Annotated in this window: 4 protein-coding genes and 1 pseudogene; 3 read left to right on the plus strand and 2 right to left on the minus strand. The window is 62.6% G+C overall.

Annotated elements, in window-relative coordinates; translation table 11 throughout:
- Nucleotides 1-466, plus strand: a pseudogene (locus ACEW8G_RS07710) (DNA replication and repair protein RecF); the annotation flags it as partial.
- Here the strand turns inward: ACEW8G_RS07710 and ACEW8G_RS07715 are convergent.
- Nucleotides 463-672 carry a hypothetical protein gene (locus ACEW8G_RS07715; RefSeq protein WP_373487849.1) on the minus strand — a complete coding sequence of 70 codons (210 nt, stop codon included), beginning with the start codon at nucleotides 670-672 and terminating at the stop codon, nucleotides 463-465. The pseudogene ACEW8G_RS07710 and the gene ACEW8G_RS07715 overlap by 4 nt on opposite strands.
- Before the next feature lie 192 nt (nucleotides 673-864).
- Here ACEW8G_RS07715 and ACEW8G_RS07720 point away from each other — a divergent pair, with 192 nt between their 5' ends.
- Nucleotides 865-1,059: a hypothetical protein gene (locus ACEW8G_RS07720; RefSeq protein ID WP_373487850.1), complete on the plus strand. Its 195-nt coding sequence runs from the start codon at nucleotides 865-867 to the stop codon at nucleotides 1,057-1,059.
- Here ACEW8G_RS07720 and ACEW8G_RS07725 read toward each other — a convergent pair.
- Nucleotides 1,056-1,850 carry an undecaprenyl-diphosphate phosphatase gene (locus ACEW8G_RS07725; RefSeq protein ID WP_373487851.1) on the minus strand — a complete coding sequence of 265 codons (795 nt, stop codon included), beginning with the start codon at nucleotides 1,848-1,850 and terminating at the stop codon, nucleotides 1,056-1,058. The genes ACEW8G_RS07720 and ACEW8G_RS07725 overlap by 4 nt on opposite strands.
- Before the next feature lie 391 nt (nucleotides 1,851-2,241).
- On the opposite strand from ACEW8G_RS07725, the gene ACEW8G_RS07730 reads away from it, so the two are divergent.
- On the plus strand, nucleotides 2,242-3,320 hold a 1,079-nt coding region (locus ACEW8G_RS07730), incomplete at its 3' end, for an NAD(P)-dependent oxidoreductase (protein ID WP_373487852.1).

A 3,320-nucleotide genomic window follows, 5' to 3' on the forward strand; every position in this document is an offset into this window, starting at 1 on the left:
TGCACTGGCGGATGGCCCGTTCGCGCAGCCGACGCTGTTACTGGAGCGCAAGGGACCGTTAGAAGCGGGCGAACTTGCCGCCGCGCTTCGATCCGGCCGGGCGCGTGACCGGGGGGCGGGACGCGCGCTCACCGGACCGCATCGCGACGATCTGCTGGTGACATTGCGGCAGAAGGGACAGGCGGCGGCCTTGTGCTCCACCGGCGAGCAAAAAGCGATGCTGATCGCGATCATCCTTGCCCATGCCGATCTGGTGGCGGCGCGGCGCGGCAGCCGCCTGATCCTGCTGCTCGATGAAATCGCCGCGCATCTCGACCCCTCGCGGCGCGCGGCGCTGTATGAACAGCTCAGCCACCGCACGGGGCAGGTGTGGATGACCGGCACCGACGCCGCGCTGTTCGATGCGTTGCCGACATCAGGGCGCAGCGACTGGTCGGTCAGCGCCGGGGTGGTGACGGCTGTTTAGTGAATCGTGCCGATGCTCTGGTCGATGGTCATGATGACCAGCAGCCGCTCGATCTGCCGCCAGTGGCAGAAATGGATGTGGTTGCCGACGTTGCGCGCTGCCTCGGCGCGCTCGGATGCCTCAAGACCCGCCGCGTCGCCATAGCGCGACAGCAGGATGCAGGCATCGTCATAGGCTTCACGGCTTCCAATATACGGCAGATGCATGCTGCGGCTTGTCCTTCACCCATGTTGGCGGTCCGGCGGTTTGGACCGGTTTACAGGATTTAGGGCAGCGCGATGGAGGAAGGCTCAACTGGATTGGTAAACACGCGGTTAGGAACGCGCGTTTGCCATGCTGTGCGGCGACCCGGCGATTGGCAGTGGCGCTTTCCCGCGCGCCATGGCAAAGGCTTGGCCATGACTGATCGCAATTTCGAAAATCCAAAGGCTGCTGAACCCAGAGGCGGCGGCGTGTTTATCGCGCTTGGCGCGATTGGCGGCGCAATTGGTGGCGGATTATTGGGCCAGCCATCCATCGGATTGATCGCGGGAGTCGCAGGCGGCATCGGCCTGCATGGGCTGCTGTGGTATCTCGATAGCCGCAAGCGTTAAAAAAGAATCAACAGCGCCACACCCATCACGATTCGATAAATTACGAACACCATCATCGACGCGCGCTTCAGGAAGCGCATGAGGAATGCCATCGTCGCGAACGCGGCGAGGAATGTCATGACACCGGTGATCAGCGCTTCCATGGCCATGTCGCCGCCGGCCTCAAGCAGATCAGGCACGATCAGCACGCCCGCGCCCGCCACCGCCGGGATCGACAGCAGGAACGAGAAGCGCGCCGCCTCGACGCGGTCAAAGCCCAGGATGCGCGCTGCGGTCATCGTCACGCCCGATCGCGATGTGCCCGGCACCAGCGCCAACGCCTGCGCAAGGCCAACGATGATCGCGTCCTTCAGGCCCATGTCTTCATAGCTGCGATCGGTGCGCCCGATGCGGTCGGCGATACCGAGCAAAATGCCGTAAACGATTAGGTTGATCGCCACCAGTTGGGTGGAACGGAAGCCTTCAAGATAGCCGCCCTGTTTCAGGACCAGCCCGACCACAACCGCCGGGATGGTGCCCAGGATGATGAACCAGAACAGCCTGCGCTCCGCCGGAGCCTTGCCAATGCCGATGGTAGCAAATCCGCCACGCGCCAGCCCCCAGACGTCGCGGAAGAAATAGGTGATGATCGCCAGCAACGATCCGACATGCACCGCGACGTCGATCATCGGCCCCTGGTCTTCGTATCCCGTCAGCACCGGCAGCAGGATCAGATGGCCCGAAGACGAGATCGGCAGAAACTCGGTGACGCCCTGCACGATGGCGATCAGGATCATCTGGAGGAAATCCATGCAGAACAGCTTTCCGTTTCGGGGCGCAAGACAGCGCAGCAGGGGTTGCGGCTAGAACAAGTGGCGGCGTTTAATCCTATGGGGCGGGCATGTCTTGCAAAAATATAGGTCCGCAATGATGTTTATATACGTGGCGGCCGGCTAATCCTGGCGACACCGGCATTAGCACAAGCAATAATATGTCATAATAACTTACCTATAGCATTTTTTGTGCGTGACTTGACCCCAAAAATGACCTAAAGCTGCGCCACGAAGGCGGGCAGGCGATCACTGCGTCCGTGCAACATAACACGATAGGTTGAGGGCAATGACGAAGCACCCTGGCGGCGCGCAGAGCGATGCGGATCATTCGCGCGATACCATTGCGCAGGCAGCGGCAACGAAACTGGCGATGCTGAAGTTTGTCGATCTGGGCCAGTCCTATCCGCCCAAGCGCGCCGCCGATGCGCGCGCCGAGGATTTCGACGAGATTTCGGACAGCTTCGGCGCGGCGCAGGCGGCTGAGCAATCGGCGCGTTGTTCGCAATGCGGCGTGCCCTATTGCTCGACCCATTGCCCGCTGCACAACCACATTCCCGACTGGCTGCGGCTGACCGCCGAGGGAAGGCTGCGCGAGGCTTATGAGATGTCGAACCTCACCTCGACCATGCCCGAAATCTGCGGCCGCATCTGCCCACAGGACCGGCTGTGCGAGGGCAATTGCGTCATCGAATTTTCCGGCCACGGCGCGGTTACCATCGGCTCGGTCGAGAAATATATCACCGACACAGCATGGGAAGAAGGCTGGGTTGAGCCGGTCTCGGTCGGGCGGTCGCGCGGCCAGTCGGTTGGCATTATCGGCGCAGGGCCTGCGGGGCTGACCACGGCGGAATATCTGCGTGCGGGTGGCTATGACGTGCATGTCTATGACCGGCATGATCGCGCCGGGGGCCTGCTGACCTATGGCATCCCCGGCTTCAAGCTGGAAAAAGACGTGGTCATGCGCCGCGTCAAGCGGTTGGAGGATGCAGGCATTGTCTTCCACTATGGTTTCGAGGTGGGCCGCGATGCCAGCATGGAGGACCTGCGCGAGCGCCATGATGCGGTGCTGATCGCCACCGGCGTTTATAAGGCGCGCGACATCAAGGTGCCGGGCATCGGCGCAGACGGCGTGGTGGCCGCGCTCGATTATCTGATCGCATCAAACCGCAAGGGCTTTGGCGACGATGTGCCCGCATTTGAAAGCGGCGCGCTGAATGCGCAGGGCAAGCATGTCGTGGTGATCGGCGGCGGCGATACCGCGATGGATTGCGTGCGCACCGCCGTGCGCCAGGGCGCGGCATCGGTCAAATGCCTGTATCGCCGTGACCGGCTCAATATGCCCGGATCGCAGCGCGAGGTGCTGAACGCCGAAGACGAGGGCGTCGAGTTCGTCTGGTTGTCAGGGCCGGTGGCGGTCGAGGGCACGCCGCAGGCGCGCGCGGTGCGTGC

The sequence above is a fragment of the Blastomonas sp. genome, assembly GCF_041747255.1.
In the GTDB taxonomy this organism is placed as follows: domain Bacteria; phylum Pseudomonadota; class Alphaproteobacteria; order Sphingomonadales; family Sphingomonadaceae; genus Blastomonas.

What these genes read in the sequence shown, in the direction of transcription:
- ACEW8G_RS07725 (WP_373487851.1), bottom strand. Translation starts at nt 1,850, where the DNA reads ATGGATTTCCTCCAGATGATCCTGATCGCCATCGTGCAGGGCGTCACC.
- ACEW8G_RS07715 (WP_373487849.1), bottom strand. Translation starts at nt 672, where the DNA reads ATGCATCTGCCGTATATTGGAAGCCGTGAAGCCTATGACGATGCCTGC.
- ACEW8G_RS07720 (WP_373487850.1), top strand. Translation starts at nt 865, where the DNA reads ATGACTGATCGCAATTTCGAAAATCCAAAGGCTGCTGAACCCAGAGGC.